Source organism: Paraburkholderia youngii (assembly GCF_013366925.1).
GTDB lineage: Bacteria > Pseudomonadota > Gammaproteobacteria > Burkholderiales > Burkholderiaceae > Paraburkholderia > Paraburkholderia youngii.
The window spans coordinates 3060343-3077991 of sequence record NZ_JAALDK010000001.1 but is presented as its reverse complement, the minus strand read 5'-3'; the positions used below and the strand labels follow the sequence as shown (position 1 = coordinate 3077991).

The following is a 17649-nucleotide window of genomic DNA, read 5'->3' as shown; positions in this document are numbered from 1 at the left end:
TTTACTTGCCGATGATTTCCCTGAACCAGTTCGGATGGTGCTTGCGCGCCCAGCCATAAGTAACGGTGCCGCGCGTCATCGCACCTATGGAGCCCTTGACCCACAGCGCCGCATAGATATGCACGATGATGCCGACGATCAGCAGGAATGCCGTCACGGCATGCACGAGTGCTGAGAGCCGGATCAGGTCCATCGGGAAGTAGAGCGAAAAGTAGCGCCGCCAGATCACGATGCCGCTCAGCAACAGCAGCAGCATACAGATCACCATCACGAAGAACAGCAGCTTCTGCCCGGCGTTGTACCTGCCGATTGCGGGCAGGCGCTCCTCGCGGTTGTTCAGCACGTCGCGGTACTGCTTCATCCACTGGATATCCGCCTGGTCGAGATAGTTGTGATGCCAGAAGCGCAACGCAAGAATCAGGAACGAGATGAACATCACGCAGCCGATGAAGGGGTGCAGGATCCGCGTCCACTGTCCGCCGCCAAGCACGAAGTACAGAAACGCCATCGCGGGATGGAACATCGCGAGACCGGACAGCGCGAGCAGGATGAAACAGATCGCGGTGATCCAATGATTCGTGCGCTCGTTCGGCGTATAGCGCACGATCAGGCGGTTGCCCTTCACGTCCGTGAAGTCGGTGTGCTCAGAGTGGTTCATTGCTTACCCTCCCGCGAACGGCGCGCTTCTTCGGCTTCCTTGACGGCGGCGGCTTCGTCGGCCTCGGTCACCTCGTTCGGACCGACGCGCGTGTAGTGGAAGAAGCCCGCGAGCGCGGCGATCCCCATGATGGCGAGCCCGATCGGCTTGGCTATGCCCTTCCACAACGTCACCATCGGACTGATGCGCGGATCGTCCGGCAGGCCGTGATACAGCGATGGCCGGTCGGCGTGATGCAGCACGTACATCACATGCGTGCCGCCGACCTTTTCCGGGTTATACAGTCCAGCGTTCTGGAAACCGCGCTCCTTCAGATCGACGATGCGGTCCTCGGCCTGCAGCTTCATGTCCTCCTTGGTGCCGAACATGATCGCGCCGGTCGGGCAGGTCTTCACGCAGGCCGGCTCCTGGCCGACCGCGACGCGGTCCGAACACAGCGTGCACTTGTACACGCGGCGATCCTTCTTCGACATACGCGGTATGTTGAACGGACAGCCGGCGATGCAGAAGCCGCAGCCAATGCAGTTCTCCTCGTGAAAATCCACGATGCCGTTCGTGTACTGCACGATCGCGCCCGGCGACGGACAGGCCTTCAGACAGCCCGGGTCTTCGCAGTGCATGCAGCCGTCCTTGCGGATCAGCCATTCGATATCGCCGGCGGAGTTCTCGTACTCCGCAAAGCGCATGACGGTCCACGAATTCTCGGTCAGATCGGGCGGGTTATCGTAGACGCCCACGTTCACGCCGATCTCGTCGCGCAGATCGTTCCACTCCATGCAGGCCGTCTGACACGCCTTGCAGCCGATGCACTTCGATACGTCGATGAGCTTCGCGACCTGCCCGGTGGCCGGCGCGCGAGCCACCGGCGGTTGCGTGGTGGTGGCCGAGACGCGTCTGATGTCTAGTGATTGCAGTGCCATCTCTTTACCTTATGCCTTTTCGACCTTGACGAGGAACGACTTGGTTTCCGGTGTCTGTGAGTTCCCGTCGCCCACCGGGGGCGTCAGCCCATTGACGAGATAGCCCGGCCTCGCGAGCCCCATGAAGCCCCAATGAATCGGCAGCCCGACGGTCTGCACCTTCTTGCCTTCGACAGTCAGCGGTTTGATGCGCTTCGTCACGACCGCGACGGCGATCAGGTGCCCGCGGTTCGAGCTCACCTTGACCCGGTCGCCGGCCACCACGCCGATCTCCTTCGCGAGGTCTTCGCCGATCTCGACGAACTGCTCGGGCTGGATGATCGCGTTCAGCTTCGCGTGCTTCGTCCAGTAGTGGAAATGCTCGGTCAGACGATAGCTGGTCGCCGTATGCGGGAAGTTCTCGTGCGTGCCGAACGTGGCCTTGTCGGCCGGGAATACGCGCGCCGCCGGGTTGCTGACGGCCAGCTTGTTGTCCGGATGCAGCGGGTTGTAGCCGAGCGGCGTCTCGAACGGTTCATAGTGCTCGGGGAACGGCCCTTCGACCATCGCGTCGCGCGCGAAGAACCGCGCGACGCCTTCCGGATTCATGATGAACGGATTCATGCCGCTGTCAGGCGGCTCGTCGACCTTGAAGTCCGGAATGTCGGCGCCCGACCACGTGCTGCCGTTCCACGCGATCAGCTTGCGCGTCGGATCGAACGGCTTGCCGTTGAGATCGCACGACGCGCGGTTGTACAGAACGCGCCGGTTCACCGGCCATGCCCACGCCCAGTTCAGCGTGTTGCCGATGCCGGTCGGGTCCGAGTTGTCGCGGCGGCCCATCTGGTTGCCCGCCTGGGTCCACGCCCCGCAGAAGATCCAGCAGCCGCTCGAAGTCGAGCCGTCGTCGCGCAGCAGCGCGAAACTCGCGAGCTGCTCGCCTTTCTTCGCGAGCACCTTGGTCGGGTCCTTCGGATCGGTGACGTCCGCGAGCGCCTTGCCGTTGAACTCCATTGCGAGTTCTTCCGGCGTCGGGCTGTCCGGCTTCGCATAAGGCCAGCTCATGTTCAGGATCGGATCGGGATACTTGCCGCCGTCCTTGCGATAAGCGTCGCGAATCCGCAGCCACAGCCCAGCCATGATCTCGAGGTCGCTCTTCGCTTCGCCCGGGCCGTCAGCGCCCTGCCAGTGCCATTGCAGCACGCGGCTCGAACTGACGAGCGAGCCGCGTTCCTCGGCGAAGCAGGTGGTCGGCAGACGGAACACCTCGGTCTGGATCGATGCGCTGTCGACGTCGTTGAACGGGCCGTGGTTCTTCCAGAACTCCGACGTTTCGGTCGCGAGCGGATCCATGATCACGAGCCACTTCAGCTTGGCCAGAGCCGCGCCGTTCTTTGACTTGTACGGCGCGGCGGCAAGCGGGTTGAAGCCCTGCGCGATGTAGCCGTTCATCTTGCCCTGACTCATCAGCTCGAAGACCTGCAGCAGGTCGTAGGACTTGTCGAGCTTCGGCAGATAGTCGAAAGCGAAGTTGTTCTCGGCGGTCGCCTTGTCGCCCCACCACGACTTCATGAAGCTCACGTGGAACGCGCGATAGTTGCGCCAGTAGCTCAGCTGGTTCGGCCGCAGCGGTTGCTGGGTACGCTTCTCGATGTAGGCGTCGAAGTCCTGCTCCGCTTCCATCGGCAGCGTCATGTAGCCAGGCAGCAGGTTCGACATCAGGCCGAGGTCCGTCAGGCCCTGGATGTTCGAGTGACCGCGCAGCGCATTCATGCCGCCGCCCGCGATGCCGATGTTGCCGAGCAGCAGCTGTACCATCGCGCCGGTGCGGATGATCTGCGAGCCGATCGAGTGCTGGGTCCAGCCGAGCGCGTACATGATCGTGGTCGCACGTCCCGGCACCGACGTCGCCGCGAGCATCTCGCACACGTGCAGGAACTTGTCCTTCGGCGTGCCGCAGATTTTTTCGACCTGCTCGGGCGTGTAGCGCGAGTAATGCTTCTTCATTAGCTGATAGACGCAGCGCGGGTCCTGCAGCGTCGGGTCGACCTTGGCGAAGCCGTCTTCGCCGCGCTCGTAGTTCCACGAGGTCTTGTCGTAGCTGCGCTTGTCGGCGTTGTAGCCGGAGAACAGGCCGTCGTTGAACGCAAAGTCATCACGGACGATAAACGACACGTCCGTGTAGTTCTTCACGTACTCGTGCTGGATCTTGTCGTTCGTCAGCAGATAGTTGATCACCCCGCCGAGGAATGCGATGTCCGTGCCGGTGCGGATCGGCACGTAGTAGTCCGCGACCGACGCCGTGCGATTAAAGCGCGGGTCGACCACGATCAGGCGCGCCTTGCGGTGCGCCTTCGCTTCCGTGACCCATTTGAATCCGCAAGGGTGGGCCTCGGCCGAATTGCCGCCCATCACGAGAATCAAGTCCGCGTTTCTGATGTCGACCCAATGGTTCGTCATCGCTCCACGGCCAAACGTCGGGGCAAGACCTGCCACCGTCGGGCCATGTCAGACACGCGCCTGATTGTCGAATCCGAGCATGCCAAGACTGCGGGCAGTCTTGTGCGTCAGATAACCCACCTCGTTACTGCTGGCCGACGCCGCGAGCATCCCGGTAGTCAGCCAGCGGTTGACCTTCTTGCCGTCTGCGGTCGTCTCGACGAAGTTCGCGTCCCGGTCTTCCTTCATCAGCTTCGCGATGCGGTCGAGCGCGTCTTCCCACGAGATGCGCTTCCACTCGTTCGCTCCGGCCGCGCGGTACTCGGGATAGCGCAGACGGCTCGGGCTATGGATGAAGTCGATCAGGCTCGCGCCCTTCGGGCACAGCGTGCCGCGATTGACCGGATGGTCGGGGTCGCCCTCGATGTGGAAGATGCTCGTCTTCACGTTCTTGGCTTCGTCGCCGAGGCCGTACATCAGGACGCCGCAGCCCACCGAGCAGTACGGGCAGGTGTTGCGGGTTTCGGTAGCACGCGACAATTTGTACTGACGGACTTCGGCCAGCGCGGGGGTCGGCGAGAAGCCCATCAGGGCTAGGCTCGATCCGGCGAGCGAGGTGGCAGAAACCTTCAGGAATTGTCGCCGAGTCATTTGCGTCATTGCATGGCCTCGGCTCTTTTGGGAACAAAATTGATTATAGATGCCGTTTCACGACACGTAGCTCGATCGTAGTGCATTCGCCACCCGGGTAAATCAGACATGCGAAAGTCACCTGAATGAACGGCGCCCTCTGCCTGCACGATTTATTCCACGCGCCGGGCACCGTTCATGCTGAATCCGCGAATGGTAATTCATTGACCTTCTCGACGGATTATTGCGCTCCTATGAACTCCTCTCCTTACTCCTGTCGCGCGGCAGCCGGCGCAGCCTCGCTTGCGCTTCTCGGCGCCGCACTGCTGGCCGCGAACTCCCCCAGCCTTGCGCAGATTCCCCAGTCGGGGGGCTCTTCGCACATGGAAAGCCGCTCGTCCGGGATGGGTTCGACGCCCGACCCGGCCGCGTCGGCAGTTCACGAATCGCAAAAACCTCAGTCGAAAGACAGCGGACAAGGTAACGCGCGCGGCAAAACCGCCGGCCAGGGACAAAAAGCCGAGGGCGCCGGCGGATTTAACAATGGCTTGTATGGGACCGGCGCAGGCAGCAATAAATAAGGCATTGCAATCGTGCGGTAATTGTTTTGCTAATTGTCGACGGCGATCAATTCGCGCGGCGGTGCGCAATTGCGTTAGCGCGTGAAGAATTCGTTTCATCGCGCGCAGCTGCCGTTTGCATTTGCTTCGGCATGGGTACTTTCTACGCGGGCGTTTATCGTTCGGATAAAGCCAGTTTGCGGCCCGCGCCGACGCTGCACAGTGTGAAAACTACCCTCATAATGCGGTCATTCGACGAACCCGAACTCCCGCCCTCATGACCCAAGTCCAAGCAAGCCAGTCGCCCCGCCTTACGAGCCTGTCGCACGGTGGCGGCTGCGGCTGCAAGATCGCGCCCGGCCTGCTCGCCGATCTGCTCAAGCGCAGCGCGCCGCTGCCGTTTTTCCCCGACCTGCTGGTCGGCAACGACACCGCCGACGACGCCGCCGTCTACAAGCTCAACGAGGACCAGGCGATCGTCGCGACCACCGATTTCTTCATGCCGATCGTCGACGATCCGTTCGACTTCGGCCGCATCGCCGCGACTAATGCGATTTCCGACGTCTACGCGATGGGCGGCAAGCCGATCATGGCGCTTGCGATCGTCGGCATGCCGATCAACGTGCTGCCGCACGACGTGATTGCGGCCGTGCTGAAAGGCGGCGAATCGGTGTGCGCGGACGCGGGCATCCCGCTCGCGGGGGGCCATTCGATCGATTCGGTCGAGCCGATATACGGCCTCGTCGCGCTGGGCATCGTCGATCCGAAGCGCGTCAAGCGCAATGCGGGCGGCCGGGCCGGCGACGTGCTGATCCTCGGCAAGCCGCTCGGCGTCGGCATTCTGTCCGCGGCACTGAAAAAAGACCGGCTCGACGAGGCCGGCTACGCGGCCATGATCGGCGCGACCACCAAGCTGAACCGGCCGGGCGCCGAGTTGGCGCGGCTCGACGGCGTGCATGCGCTGACCGACATCACCGGCTTCGGCCTGCTCGGCCACACGCTGGAACTGGCGCGCGGCTCGAAGCTGACCGCGCGCGTGCACTATGCGGACCTGCCGTGGCTGCCGAACGTCGCGAGCCTCGCGGAAGCCGGTATTTTCACCGGCGCATCGGGCCGCAACTGGGATGCCTATGGCCACGACGTGGTGCTGCCCGCCACGTTGCCGTCGGCCGGCCGTGCGTTGTTGACCGATCCGCAGACGTCGGGCGGGCTGCTGGTGTCGTGCGCGCCCGAGGCGGTCGACGAGGTGCTCGCACTGTTCCGCGCCGATGGCTTCGCCGACGCGCGAGTGATCGGCGAGCTTGTGAGCGGTGAAGCGCGGGTCGAGGTCATCTGAGGTAGGCGGTTGAAGGAACGCGTCACTAGAGAACGCCTGAAAGGACGCATAACCGGCCCGAACGAGCCGCGCATGCGATAATTTCGGTCTTCCCGCGGTCCGTTTCGTCCCTACTCCCTTGAAAAGTCTTCTAGTCAGCCTCGATAAAGCCGGCGATTTCGATGAAATCGTCGACGTTCGCACGCCGCTCGAGTTCGAGGAAGACCATATTCCGGGCGCGACCAACGCGCCAGTGCTGAGCAACGAGGAACGCGTGCTGGTCGGCACGACCTACAAGCAGGTGTCGCCGTTCGAGGGCACGCGGCTCGGAGCGGCGCTCGTCGCGCGCAACATCGCGCATCATCTGGAAACCACGTTCGCCGACCGGCCGCGCAACTGGCGCCCGCTGATCTACTGCTGGCGCGGCGGCAAGCGCTCGGGGTCGGTCACGACGCTGTTCAACATGATCGGCTGGTCGGCGCGGCAACTCGAGGGCGGCTACAAGAGCTACCGGCGCGCCACGCTGGAGAGGCTCGAAACCCTGCCGCGCCGTTTCAGCTACATCGCGCTCGTCGGCCCGACCGGCAGCGGCAAGACACGGCTGCTGTCGGCGCTGCATGAGGCCGGCGCGCAAACGCTCGACCTCGAGGCGCTCGCCTCGCATCGCGGCTCGCTGCTCGGCGCGTACACGGGCGTGCAGCAGCCGTCGCAAAAGCGTTTCGACACGCTGCTCGTCACCGCGCTGCAAGACTTCGACGTGAACCGGCCGGTGTTCGTCGAGGCGGAAAGCCGGCGCATCGGCTCCGTCACGCTGCCGCTCGCGCTGCTCGAAACGTTTCATCGCGGCGCGTGCGTCGAGGTGCGTTCGAGCCGCGAGGATCGCGCGGCGTTTCTCCTGCAGGATTACGCGCATCTGTTCGAGCATCCCGACTACTTCAAGGGACAGCTGGAACGGTTGATCGGCCTGCACAGCCGCGAGCGGGTCGCGGGCTGGCAGCGGCTCGTCGACGACAACCGGCGCGCCGAGCTCGCGCACGAACTGATCGAACTTCACTACGATCCCGCGTACGCGCGCAGCAGCGGCCAGCATTTCGATCAGCTGCCGAATGCGCTGCAACTCCATTTCCGCCCGAACGACGCCGACGTCGTCGAGCAGGCGAAAACGCTGCTCGCGCAGCTCGACACCCGTACGCTAGTCCTCGGTTGACTCACAACGACATTTAAGAACCATCATGCAATCAACCCTTCGGCAACCTCGCGTCACGTTTGGCTGGATCGTCTTCCTGCTGATCGCCGTCGTCGGCCTCTTCTATGTGAAGTGGTTTCCGTACTACAACCGCGCGTTCGTCGCCGCGAGCCAGCATTCGATCGGCAAGTCGATCCTGATGGGCACGTCCGCGAGCGCGCCGGCGGCCTCGTGGCAGGCCGCGATCGACTTCGCGCTCGCGTACGGCAAGGCGATCTGGCAGGCGATGGTGCTTGGCCTGCTGCTCGGCTCCGCGGTGCAAGCGCTGATTCCGCCGCAGTGGGTCGCGCGTGCGCTCGGTCGCGCCGACTTCAACAGTGTCGTCAAAGGCGGCCTGATGTCGTTGCCTGGCATGATGTGCACCTGCTGCGCGGCGCCGGTCGTCGCCGGCCTGCGCGCGCGCGAAGCGGCGCCGGGCGCGGCGATTGCTTTTTGGCTCGGTAACACCGCGCTGAATCCCGCGACGCTGATTTTCATGGGCTTCGTGCTCGGCTGGCAGTGGATGGGCCTGCGCCTCGCGCTCGGCGTCGTGATGGTGTTCGGCCTCGGCTACCTCGTGAACCGCATGATCACGCCGCAGGAAGCGCAAGCGTCGCGAGAAGCCGTCGCGCAACTGGTCAGCGCCGACGATCCGGGCACCGCGTTCTCGCGCTGGGTCTCGATTCTCGGGCGCATGACGCTGCGGCTCGTGCCGGAATACATCGTGCTCGTGCTGATTCTCGGCGCGGCGCGCGCATGGCTGTTTCCGCACGTCGGCCCGGACGTCGACAACAGCCTGCTGTGGATCATCGCGCTGTCGGTCGCCGGCACGCTGTTCGTGATTCCGACCGCGGGTGAGGTGCCGATCATTCAGGCGATGCTGTCGTTCGGCATGGCCGCCGGCCCCGCCGGCGCACTGCTGATGACGCTGCCGCTCGTCAGCGTGCCGTCGCTCGCGATGCTCGCGCGGTCGTTTCCGCGGCGCGTGCTGACGGTGGTGGCCTGTGCGGTGGTGGTGTGCGGTGTCGTCAGTGGTTTGCTGGCCGTTGCGCTGGGCTTTTGAGCCGGTATTTGAGTTCGACTCGTAGAAGAAGGATGCATGAAACGTATCGCCGCTTTCGCCGTCACGTGTTGGTCCGCCGCCGGGCTGCTGTACGTTGGACAGCACTCGGTGGCGCTGATCGCGCTGAGCGGCGTCGTTGCTTTCGCGGGGTTCGATCTGCTGCGGCCTTGAAGGGGTCGTTGTTTTTCTCGTCCGTGCAAGCTCGTTTGCCCGTTGCGTTCGCGGTAGCGTTCGCGTTCGCCCGCGCCTAACCCGAAAGGGCCTCGCCAATCGCCGCGAGCCACAACACCACCGCGTGCGCGCCCGGGTCCACATGACCGATCGCTCGCTCGCCGACATAACTCGAACGCCCGCGGCGCGGATGCATCGAAGCGGTACGCGACGTGCCATCGATTGCCGCACAGACGGCGGCTTGCAATGCGGCATCCGTCGACGCGCCCTGAGCGAGTGCGTCATACAGCGCGTCGGCGGCGGGCTTCAGCGCATCGACCATCGTGCGATCGCCCGGCGTCGCGCCTCCGAGTTCCATCATTCCATCGACACCGGCGCTGAACGCCGTCGCCCATTGCCGTGCCGTGGCCCCGCCCGACGGTTCGAGCGCGGCCGCCGCGCGCAACAGCATCACCGCGTATAGCGGACCCGACGTACCGCCCACCACGCGCCGCAGCGTCGCCGAGATGCCGCGCAACACCGCGCTCGGCGTGGTTGCGGACGCGTAGGAATCGAGTTCGAGCTGCACCGCGCGTGCGCCGCGCGCGAGGCTGATGCCGAGGTCGCCGTCGCCGACGCGCTGGTCCAGTTCGGTCAATATCGGTTCGGCTGCCAGCAGGCACTCGCAGACCGCTTCGATCGCTCGCCGCAGCGTCGCGTCACGCGCAAGCGTCGCGCCGCTCGCGCCTGGCGGCGCGGGTGGCGCCGCACGCACCGCGACCTGCGCGACGCGGCCGCTCAGCGCGGGCCATGCGCTCGTATGCGAGGCGGCGTCGAGCAGGCTCAGCCGTTCGTCATCGACCCGCAGCAGCGTCAGCGACACGCCAGCCATTTCGAGCGCGCTCAGGAACGTGCCGGCCCACGCGCGCAACTTCGATGCCGCGCCCGGCAAGCTCGCGCAGCGCGGCGCCGGCTACCACGTGGAGCTCGCTCGATGGGGTGCCGCCAAGATTGTTGACGAGCAGCGCGACGCGCTCGCCGGCCTGCAACGCGAGATCGTCGATGATCTTTGCCAGCAGCTTGCCGACCATCGCATCGGCCGGTTCCAGCGCACCGCGCGCCACCCCGGGTTCGCCATGAATGCCGAGGCCCCATTCGATTTCGCGATCGCCCAGTTCGAAGCCCGGCTTGCCCGCGGCCGGCACCGTGCACGGCGTCAGCGCGACGCCCATCGTGCCGAGCGACGCGGCCGCTTCTTTGGCGATCCGCGCGACTTCGGGCAACGGCAATCCGCGCGCGGCCGCCGCGCCCGCGATCTTATGAACCAGCACCGTGCCCGCGAGTCCGCGACGGCCCGCGTGATCGCCGCTCGCGCTCAGCGCGACGTCGTCGGCGACGATCATCATCTCGACGGGAATGCCCTCGGCGCGCGCGATTTCGGCCGCGAGGCCGAAGTTGAAGCGGTCGCCCGTGTAATTCTTGACGATCAGCAACACGCCTGCGGGGCCGGCCACCGCTCGGATTGCGTCGAGCACGGCGTCGGTGGATGGCGATGTGAAGATCTCGCCGGCCACCGCCGCGCTCAGCATGCCGTGGCCGACGTAGCCGCCGTGCGCAGGCTCGTGGCCCGAGCCGCCGCCGGAGATCAGCGCGACCTCGCCACGCGCGGCCACGGCCTCGGCATCGGCGCGCAACACGATCGTGCCGCCCTGCAACAGCGAGAGCTGGGGATTGAGGGCGATGAGCCCGTCGAGCATGTCGGGGACCACGGTGGACACATCGTTGATGAGCTTCTTCATTGCGTCAGCTCCGTTGGATGCTGCCGGCAGCGCATGATCGAATGATGCGATGGCAACGGCAGTCGGGTCGTCGGCGAAAGCGGAAGGACTAACTGTACCGCGCATTGTCGAACGACGACGCAACAGCGGCAGAGAACGCGCAAATGTGCGCGAGCTGCGAGCCACGAGCGGAGAACGAAAACGAAGGGGACGTGATGCCGAACGGCGAAACTGCGGGAACGACGGGATGGATTTGACTGGACCGTAGACGAAAGCGGAACCGCTTGCGTCTACGTCACAGATGCGTTGGTAGGCTCGATTGGATTCGAACCAACGACCCCCACCATGTCAAGGTGGTGCTCTAACCAACTGAGCTACGAGCCTTTAGAGGCGCGAATTATAGAGACTCGTTGCAGACTTCACAAGCCCTTGCGGCGATTTATCGGATCGCATGCGTGTTGATCAGTTGGTCGCGGTCCATTCGGTGTCAGGGTCCAATGGATAAACCGGCCGTTTCACGCGCTCGAATCTGAACAGACTGTAGTCCGAACTCGTGACGCCGCGACTATCGCATTCGACGAGCGCCGCCGCGATCGGCACGAAGACCGGCCGGCAATACATGCGTGATTTGAGCAGCAGAAAACGCGCGCGGCGCGGATCGATGCCGACGCTCTCGAACACGCCGAGATCCCACGGCTCATGCGTGTGTTCGGTCACGACGAGTTTCACCGTGCCGGCGTCGAGCACTGCCGCACGCCCCATGTACGCGCGTTGGCCGGTGTAGGTCGGACCGCTGATCACGTATTCGCCGTCCGTCAGCGCGCGCACGACGCCGGTCAGGGCGAGCGGCGAACGCGAGGGCAAAGCATCGTTTGTCAGCTTGTTGCCGATCGCGAGCGTGACCGTGCTTCCGACCCCCGAGGCCGCCAGGGCCGCGACCGCCTGCGGGTCGCACAACGGCCCGCTGACGATATCTTCGAGGCCCTGCTTCAATGCTTCCTCGAGCAGATCCATCGTGTCGCACGTGCCGCCTGACATGCAGTTGTCGCCGTGATCGAGCAGCAGCACCGGTTTGTCGGCGCCGCGCGCGAGCGACGCCGCCCGCGCGACCGATTCGGCAAGCGGCGCGCTGCAATAGACGAAATCGTCGCGCTCGTCCCAGATCTGTCGCGCGACACGCTCGGCGACCGCCTCGGCATCCGCGCGCTCGCCATTGCCCACTACAACGACGCTAATGCATGGCGCGTCGATATCGGCGAGCGAGAAGCCCGCCAGCACCGACACCGCGAGCATGCCGTCGGCCTCGGCGGCGCGCGCGGCGTCGAGCGCGCGTTTCATCGCGCCGTCGGCGCTCGCGCTGCGCAGCGTGTGCGTGAGCAGCGGCGGTTGACGCCACGCGATCACCGGCTTCGCGTGGCCGTCGATCATGTCGAACAGCAGGCGCGCCGCGTGCGCGCCAGTCTCGTACATGTCGACGTGCGGATAGGTTTTGAAACTGACGATGATGTCGGCGTTGTCGATCATCTTTTGCGTGACGTTGCCGTGCAGATCGAGTGCGACCGCGATCCGCGCGTGCGGCAACGACGCACGCACGCGCGCGAGCAGATCCCCTTCGCCGTCGGCCGAGTTCTCGGCGACCATCGCGCCGTGCAGATCGAGCATCACCGCGTCGCAACCGGTCGCGCCTGCCAGGATTGCGTCGCAGATCGTATCGTAGGCTGCGGCGTCCACCGGCCCACTCGGATTCGCCATGGCGGAGATCGGCGTCACGATTTCGGCGTGCACGCGCTCGGCGGCGTCGATGAACGCGGCCATCGCGGTTTGCATGCCCTTGTTTTCGTCGAACGCGGCGCCGCCGTAGCTGGGACCGGTGCGGCCGAATGCGGCCAGCGGGGTTTCTACCGGCGAGAACGTGTTGGTCTCGTGGTTCATTCGTGCGATCAGGATCTTCATACGCGTACGCTCCCTGTCCTCGACGCGGCGCTCAGCATCACCTGCAGCAGCACCTTGAAGCCGGCTTCCAGATGATCGGCGCGCGTCCTCGATTTCGTCGTGGCTGATGCCGTCCTTGCACGGAACGAAGATCGTCGCGAACACCTCGAGCCAGCCGACCGTGGCGCGGCGACGCGGCGCATGATCGCGCGCCCGATGCGGTTCGCCGCGTGGAGCCCGCTTCGATGCTCCCCGGGTCGAACGCAACTGGATGGCGCTTGCCGACGGGACCTGCTCCGTTCCGGCTTGCTGGTCGGCGTTGTTCCAGTTGTCATGATAGAGAGGTTTGGCGGAGGCTGACGGCCGGACGTCCGCGAGGCGGCAATGCGGCGACGCCTTTCCGTGGGCGAGGATGGGAGGGAAAACCGCTGGATTCGAGGGTAGCGAACGGCGCACCGCGGGCGATTTAGGTGTCAATCCGCTCGACTACGGACGCCGCGACATGCCGGCAATCTGCGCGCAAGTGGTCGCCAGCAAACGTTTTCGTCGAAGGAAGCGGGTAAAACGCAATGAAGGCTCAACCTTTTGCGAAGCGCGCCGTTATTGCATGTGCTCAGGCAAACCCCTTGGATCTCCATGGCACAACCGATTCCTTTCCGCAACTCTGGCGCCGCCCGCGCGCGGCATGCCAAAGCCATGCTGTTGCCCATCGCGCGCCAGATCGCCGACGATCTCGCGTTACGAGTTCATCTGTCGCTCGACGCATTGCGCCGCGGCGTCGGCACGAAGAGCGATGCACAGACACTCACGCAGATCATGCTGTTGACCAGGTATCTCGCCGATGCGGGCTTCGGCTCGATGAGCCATGAAGAACTCCACGCCGCGGATCGCGCCTCGGCGATGGTGTTCGACGCAGGTCGGGAACGCGACGAATGGAAGCTGGACGAAGCGGGATTCGAGCTCTTTGCATCGATCGCTACGAGGTACGATCGGCAGCTGCATCGCGCTCCGCTTTGGGCGATTACGGAGGCCAGTGAGAGACTAGACCGCTTTATCGCAGGGGGATCCGATCGAGCGCTGGCGCGTAAGCGGGCATAGCGGTTTTGGAGGAAGTGCTGACCGCCTGAGCCAGAAGGACACGGATTTTGGACGAACGTGTCGGAAGTCTCCGGGTTATGCGGATGCGCTGCGGATCGGAAAGTAGTGAAGCGCGCGGAATTGGCCGCGTAAACGCAGAAACCCCACCGCTGGGCGGTGGGGTTTCTGGCTTTGGGGGAGCCTGACGATTACCTACTTTCACACGGGCAATCCGCACTATCATCGGCGTGGAGTCGTTTCACGGTCCTGTTCGGGATGGGAAGGGGTGGGACCGACTCGCTATGGTCATCAGGCATGACGGGTTGCTGCGTCGCTGTCGGGTTGGGCTCAACCCGGCGCCACAGCCAATCGGGAAGAAGCGTAAAGGATTCGTGTGTTTGGGGTTGTGTTGTTGCTGGCACAACACTGATCTCAAACTGCATGTCTTCATCCCCTTCGGGGATCGGACACCCGTAAGCGCTAAAGCGCTAACGGGTGTCGAGACACACCTGTTATAGGATCAAGCCTTACGGGCAATTAGTATCAGTTAGCTCAGTACATTACTGTACGTGCACACCTGACCTATCAACGTCCTGGTCTTGAACGACCCTTCAAGGGGCTCGAAGCCCCGGGGATATCTCATCTTAAGGCGAGTTTCCCGCTTAGATGCTTTCAGCGGTTATCTCTTCCGAACATAGCTACCCGGCGATGCCACTGGCGTGACAACCGGTACACCAGAGGTTCGTCCACTCCGGTCCTCTCGTACTAGGAGCAGCCCCCTTCAAATATCCAGCGCCCACGGCGAGATAGGGGACCAAACTGTCTCACGACGTTTTAAACCCAGCTCACGTACCTCTTTAAATGGCGAACAGCCATACCCTTGGGACCGGCTACAGCCCCGGATGAGATGAGCCGACATCGAGGTGCCAAACACCGCCGTCGATATGAACTCTTGGGCGGTATCAGCCTGTTATCCCCAGAGTACCTTTTATCCGTTGAGCGATGGCCCTTCCATACAGAACCACCGGATCACTATGACCTGCTTTCGCACCTGTTCGACTTGTCAGTCTCACAGTCAAGCACGCTTATGCCATTGCACTATCAGCACGATTTCCGACCGTACCTAGCGTACCTTCGTACTCCTCCGTTACACTTTGGGAGGAGACCGCCCCAGTCAAACTGCCTACCATGCACTGTCCCCGATCCGGATCACGGACCAAGGTTAGAACCTCAAACAGATCAGGGTGGTATTTCAAGGACGGCTCCACGCAAACTGGCGTTCACGCTTCACAGCCTCCCACCTATCCTACACAGACCGGTTCAAAGTCCAATGCAAAGCTACAGTAAAGGTTCATGGGGTCTTTCCGTCTAGCCGCGGGGAGATTGCATCATCACAAACACTTCAACTTCGCTGAGTCTCGGGAGGAGACAGTGTGGCCATCGTTACGCCATTCGTGCAGGTCGGAACTTACCCGACAAGGAATTTCGCTACCTTAGGACCGTTATAGTTACGGCCGCCGTTTACCGGGACTTCAATCAGGAGCTTGCACCCCATCATTTAATCTTCCGGCACCGGGCAGGCGTCACACCCTATACGTCCACTTTCGTGTTTGCAGAGTGCTGTGTTTTTATTAAACAGTCGCAGCCACCAGTTTATTGCAACCCCTTCACCCTCCTGGCGCAGGCCAGTCAAGCTACCAGGGCGTACCTTATCCCGAAGTTACGGTACCAATTTGCCGAGTTCCTTCTCCCGAGTTCTCTCAAGCGCCTTAGAATACTCATCTCGCCCACCTGTGTCGGTTTGCGGTACGGTCACTGTGAAACTGAAGCTTAGAGGCTTTTTCCCGGAACCCCTTCCAGTTGCTTCGCTTCCGAAGAAGCTCGCGCCACACCCTTGAGTCCTGTGCCCGGATTTGCCAAGGCACCCTCTCCAATGCAGCGACCGGGACTTCCAACACCCGGACAACCTTCCGCGATCCGTCCCCCCCATCGCATTTCACAATGGTGCAGAAATATTAATCTGCTTCCCATCAGCTACGCATTTCTGCCTCGCCTTAGGGGCCGACTCACCCTACGCCGATGAACGTTGCGTAGGAAACCTTGAGCTTACGGCGAGGGGGCCTTTCACCCCCTTTATCGCTACTCATGTCAGCATTCGCACTTCCGATACCTCCAGCACACTTTCCAGTGCACCTTCGCAGGCTTACGGAACGCTCTCCTACCATGCACATAAATGTGCATCCGCAGCTTCGGTATATGGCTTAGCCCCGTTACATCTTCCGCGCAGGACGACTCGATCAGTGAGCTATTACGCTTTCTTTAAAGGGTGGCTGCTTCTAAGCCAACCTCCTGACTGTTTTAGCCTTCCCACTTCGTTTCCCACTTAGCCATATTTGGGGACCTTAGCTGGCGGTCTGGGTTGTTTCCCTCTTGACACCGGACGTTAGCACCCGATGTCTGTCTCCCGTGATTGCACTCTTCGGTATTCGGAGTTTGCTATGGCGTAGTAATCCGCAATGGACCCCACAACCATGACAGTGCTCTACCCCCGAAGGTGAGACACGAGGCACTACCTAAATAGTTTTCGGAGAGAACCAGCTATTTCGGGTTTGTTTAGCCTTTCACCCCTATCCACAGCTCATCCCCTAACTTTTTCAACGTTAGTGGGTTCGGTCCTCCAGCACGTGTTACCGTGCCTTCAACCTGGCCATGGATAGATCACCTGGTTTCGGGTCTACACCCAGCGACTGGACGCCCTGTTCGGACTCGCTTTCGCTACGCCTGCCCTAATCGGTTAAGCTCGCCACTGAATGTAAGTCGCTGACCCATTATACAAAAGGTACGCCGTCACCCCTTACGAGGCTCCGACTGTTTGTATGCATGCGGTTTCAGGATCTGTTTCACTCCCCTCCCGGGGTTCTTTTCGCCTTTCCCTCACGGTACTGGTTCACTATCGGTCGATCACGAGTATTTAGCCTTGGAGGATGGTCCCCCCATCTTCAGACAGGATTTCACGTGTCCCGCCCTACTTCTCGTACACCCAGTTCTTTCCCGCTGTTTTCGTCTACAGGGCTATCACCTGCTATGGCCGCACTTTCCAGAGCGTTCGACTAACAATGAGAATAAAGAGTACAGGCTGATCCCATTTCGCTCGCCACTACTTTGGGAATCTCGGTTGATTTCTTTTCCTGCGGTTACTTAGATGTTTCAGTTCACCGCGTTCGCTTCACGTAGCCTATGGATTCAGCTACGGATACTCCATTAGGAGTGGGTTTCCCCATTCGGACATCTCCGGATCAAAGCTCGTTTGCCAGCTCCCCGGAGCTTTTCGCAGGCTACCGCGTCCTTCATCGCCTGTGATCGCCAAGGCATCCACCACATGCACTTGTTCGCTTGACCCTATAACGGGTGTGTCTCTCACCACCTTCACTGGGAAGGCAGCGTTTTTCACACACGCTACAGGTTGAGTATTCGTGTTGCGCCGTATTCCAAAGCGATCTCTCGATCACCTTTAAAATACATCGATACAATCACAACCCTGATTCACCTACTCACGCACCCATCTCCAGGTACGCTTTCGTGAATCTCTTTACTACTTCTTCCTGATTGTTAAAGAACGACAGCCGATGGTGAGTTGCCTCACCTCGCGCTGACTGGCTCAATCGCCAATGCGCAACGCTCTGCCTTCATGCAGAACCCTGCGCATTGAGGATTGGTGGAGGATGACGGGATCGAACCGACGACCCCCTGCTTGCAAAGCAGGTGCTCTCCCAGCTGAGCTAATCCCCCGGTCATACCCTACTCAAGGGTGTCCCAGTCAGCACCACAGACAAAGATGGTGGGTCTGGATGGATTCGAACCATCGACCCCCGCCTTATCAAGACGGTGCTCTAACCGACTGAGCTACAGACCCCTGAGTCTGT

At 62.3% G+C, this 17649-nt stretch carries 10 protein-coding genes, 3 tRNA genes, 2 rRNA genes and 1 pseudogene; 6 read left to right on the top strand and 10 right to left on the bottom strand.

Going from position 1 to position 17649, the window contains the following annotated elements; translation table 11 throughout:
* Position 1: 1 nt before the first annotated feature.
* The 3 genes from G5S42_RS14170 to fdnG are packed head-to-tail and all read right to left on the bottom strand — an operon-like array spanning position 2 to position 4656.
* Positions 2–658 carry a formate dehydrogenase subunit gamma gene (locus G5S42_RS14170; RefSeq protein WP_176107292.1) on the bottom strand — a complete coding sequence of 219 codons (657 nt, stop codon included), beginning with the start codon at positions 656–658 and terminating at the stop codon, positions 2–4.
* A complete protein-coding gene (gene fdxH, locus G5S42_RS14165) occupies positions 655–1578 on the bottom strand; it encodes a formate dehydrogenase subunit beta (protein ID WP_176107291.1) in 924 nt (307 codons plus the stop codon). The genes G5S42_RS14170 and fdxH overlap by 4 nt, the downstream gene beginning before the upstream one ends.
* A gap of 9 nt (positions 1579–1587) precedes the next feature.
* Positions 1588–4656, bottom strand: coding sequence for a formate dehydrogenase-N subunit alpha (gene fdnG / locus G5S42_RS14160; protein WP_176107290.1), 3069 nt, complete (start codon positions 4654–4656; stop codon positions 1588–1590).
* A gap of 116 nt (positions 4657–4772) precedes the next feature.
* Here fdnG and G5S42_RS14155 point away from each other — a divergent pair, with 116 nt between their 5' ends.
* The 5 genes from G5S42_RS14155 to G5S42_RS45175 all read left to right on the top strand — a co-directional run bounded on the left by G5S42_RS14155 (position 4773) and on the right by G5S42_RS45175 (position 8960).
* Complete coding sequence (locus tag G5S42_RS14155) at positions 4773–5207, top strand: beta-xylosidase (protein ID WP_246391990.1); 435 nt, start codon at positions 4773–4775, stop codon at positions 5205–5207.
* Positions 5208–5463: 256 nt separating this feature from the next.
* Positions 5464–6522 carry a selenide, water dikinase SelD gene (gene selD, locus G5S42_RS14150; protein WP_176107289.1) on the top strand — a complete coding sequence of 353 codons (1059 nt, stop codon included), beginning with the start codon at positions 5464–5466 and terminating at the stop codon, positions 6520–6522.
* A gap of 118 nt (positions 6523–6640) precedes the next feature.
* Positions 6641–7708, top strand: a complete 1068-nt coding sequence (gene mnmH / locus G5S42_RS14145; RefSeq protein WP_176107288.1) for a tRNA 2-selenouridine(34) synthase MnmH — start codon at positions 6641–6643, stop codon at positions 7706–7708.
* A 25-nt stretch (positions 7709–7733) separates the two neighbouring features.
* Positions 7734–8789 carry a permease gene (locus G5S42_RS14140; protein WP_176107287.1) on the top strand — a complete coding sequence of 352 codons (1056 nt, stop codon included), beginning with the start codon at positions 7734–7736 and terminating at the stop codon, positions 8787–8789.
* A gap of 36 nt (positions 8790–8825) precedes the next feature.
* Positions 8826–8960 carry a hypothetical protein gene (locus tag G5S42_RS45175; RefSeq protein WP_018424239.1) on the top strand — a complete coding sequence of 45 codons (135 nt, stop codon included), beginning with the start codon at positions 8826–8828 and terminating at the stop codon, positions 8958–8960.
* A 76-nt stretch (positions 8961–9036) separates the two neighbouring features.
* Here G5S42_RS45175 and dhaK read toward each other — a convergent pair.
* From dhaK to G5S42_RS14125, 3 genes and pseudogenes are all read right to left on the bottom strand, one after another.
* A pseudogene (gene dhaK / locus G5S42_RS14135) lies at positions 9037–10738 on the bottom strand (dihydroxyacetone kinase subunit DhaK).
* 286 nt (positions 10739–11024) lie between these two features.
* Positions 11025–11101 (bottom strand) — tRNA-Val (locus tag G5S42_RS14130).
* A 78-nt stretch (positions 11102–11179) separates the two neighbouring features.
* Positions 11180–12670 (bottom strand): M81 family metallopeptidase, encoded by a 1491-nt coding sequence (locus tag G5S42_RS14125; protein WP_176107286.1) that lies wholly within the window; start codon positions 12668–12670, stop codon positions 11180–11182.
* Positions 12671–13285: 615 nt separating this feature from the next.
* Between G5S42_RS14125 and G5S42_RS14120 the strand changes: the two genes are divergently transcribed.
* Complete coding sequence (locus G5S42_RS14120; RefSeq protein WP_176110519.1) at positions 13286–13747, top strand: hypothetical protein; 462 nt, start codon at positions 13286–13288, stop codon at positions 13745–13747.
* A 179-nt stretch (positions 13748–13926) separates the two neighbouring features.
* Here G5S42_RS14120 and rrf read toward each other — a convergent pair.
* The 4 genes from rrf to G5S42_RS14100 form a co-directional block, all read right to left on the bottom strand.
* Positions 13927–14040: ribosomal RNA gene (rrf, locus tag G5S42_RS14115) — 5S ribosomal RNA — on the bottom strand.
* A 202-nt stretch (positions 14041–14242) separates the two neighbouring features.
* A 23S ribosomal RNA gene (locus G5S42_RS14110) occupies positions 14243–17125 on the bottom strand.
* A 314-nt stretch (positions 17126–17439) separates the two neighbouring features.
* Positions 17440–17515: transfer RNA gene (locus G5S42_RS14105), tRNA-Ala, on the bottom strand.
* Between the two features lie 47 nt (positions 17516–17562).
* Positions 17563–17639, bottom strand: a tRNA-Ile gene (locus G5S42_RS14100).
* Between the last annotated feature and the right edge of the window lie 10 nt (positions 17640–17649).

Coding starts and splice junctions, on each gene's coding strand:
- G5S42_RS14170 (WP_176107292.1), bottom strand. CDS start 658: ATGAACCACTCTGAGCACACCGACTTCACGGACGTGAAGGGCAACCGC.
- fdxH (WP_176107291.1), bottom strand. CDS start 1,578: ATGGCACTGCAATCACTAGACATCAGACGCGTCTCGGCCACCACCACG.
- G5S42_RS14155 (WP_246391990.1), top strand. CDS start 4,773: ATGAACGGCGCCCTCTGCCTGCACGATTTATTCCACGCGCCGGGCACC.
- selD (WP_176107289.1), top strand. CDS start 5,464: ATGACCCAAGTCCAAGCAAGCCAGTCGCCCCGCCTTACGAGCCTGTCG.
- G5S42_RS14140 (WP_176107287.1), top strand. CDS start 7,734: ATGCAATCAACCCTTCGGCAACCTCGCGTCACGTTTGGCTGGATCGTC.
- G5S42_RS45175 (WP_018424239.1), top strand. CDS start 8,826: ATGAAACGTATCGCCGCTTTCGCCGTCACGTGTTGGTCCGCCGCCGGG.
- G5S42_RS14125 (WP_176107286.1), bottom strand. CDS start 12,670: ATGAAGATCCTGATCGCACGAATGAACCACGAGACCAACACGTTCTCG.
- G5S42_RS14120 (WP_176110519.1), top strand. CDS start 13,286: ATGGCACAACCGATTCCTTTCCGCAACTCTGGCGCCGCCCGCGCGCGG.